The 893-nt window shown below is 67.4% G+C and carries 1 protein-coding gene; it reads left to right on the top strand.

What is annotated here, in order from left to right; translation table 11 throughout:
- Nucleotides 1–22 precede the first annotated feature (22 nt).
- The coding region (locus tag DYI24_RS27225) for an acyl-CoA dehydrogenase family protein (RefSeq protein ID WP_246701399.1) at nt 23–893 on the top strand (871 nt) is incomplete at its 3' end.

Raw genomic sequence — 893 nt, 5'->3', positions numbered from 1 at the left:
CCACCCCGCCTAGCACCGGCTGATGCAGACTGCGATCGAGAACGGGCTGCACGCCTCGCCGTGGACCGATCCACGCAAGGGTGCGCATGTCGCCCGCGCGGCGCGGTTCTATCTGCACAGCCAGATCGAGGCCGGCCACGGCTGCCCGATCAGCATGACGTTCGCGGCGGTGCCGTGCATCAGTCTGCAGCCCGACGTCGCCAAGCAGTGGCTGCCGAAGATCCTGGCGCGCAGCTACGACGCGCGGAATGTGCCGGTCGATCAGAAGCAGGGCATCACCATCGGCATGGCGATGACCGAGAAGCAGGGCGGCTCGGACGTCCGCGCTAACACCACCCGGGCGATCCCGATCGGCGCCGGCGGACCGGGCGGCGAATACGAGCTGGTCGGCCACAAGTTCTTCGTCTCGGCACCGATGTGCGACGCCTTCCTGGTGCTAGCTCAGGCGCCGGGCGGGCTGTCGTGTTTCCTGGTGCCGCGCTGGAAGCCGGATGGAGCCAAGAACCCGCTGCAGGTGCTGCGGCTGAAGAAGAAGATGGGCAATGCCTCGAACGCCTCGAGCGAGACCGAGCTGCGCGGCGCGCTCGGCTGGATGATCGGGCCGGAAGGCCGCGGCGTTGCCACCATCATTGAGATGGTGGCGATGACCCGGTTCGATTGCATGATCGGCTCGTCGGCGATCATGCGGGCGGCGCTGTCGCAGGCGATCGATCATTGCCGGCAGCGCAAGGCATTCGGCCGGCTGCTGATCGATCAGCCGATCATGCAGAACGTGCTGGCGGATCTGGCCCTCGAAACCGAAGCGGCGCTGGCGCTGACGATGCGGATCGCCCGCGCGCTCGACCATCGTGGCGACGAGCAGCAGGCGCATCTGATCCGGATCGGTTCAGCGA

The organism is Rhodopseudomonas sp. BR0C11 (assembly GCF_010820945.1).
Classification (GTDB): Bacteria; Pseudomonadota; Alphaproteobacteria; order Rhizobiales; family Xanthobacteraceae; genus Rhodopseudomonas; species Rhodopseudomonas palustris_H.
The sequence above is the reverse complement of the archived record's forward strand: the minus strand, read 5'-3'. Positions and strand labels throughout refer to the sequence as shown.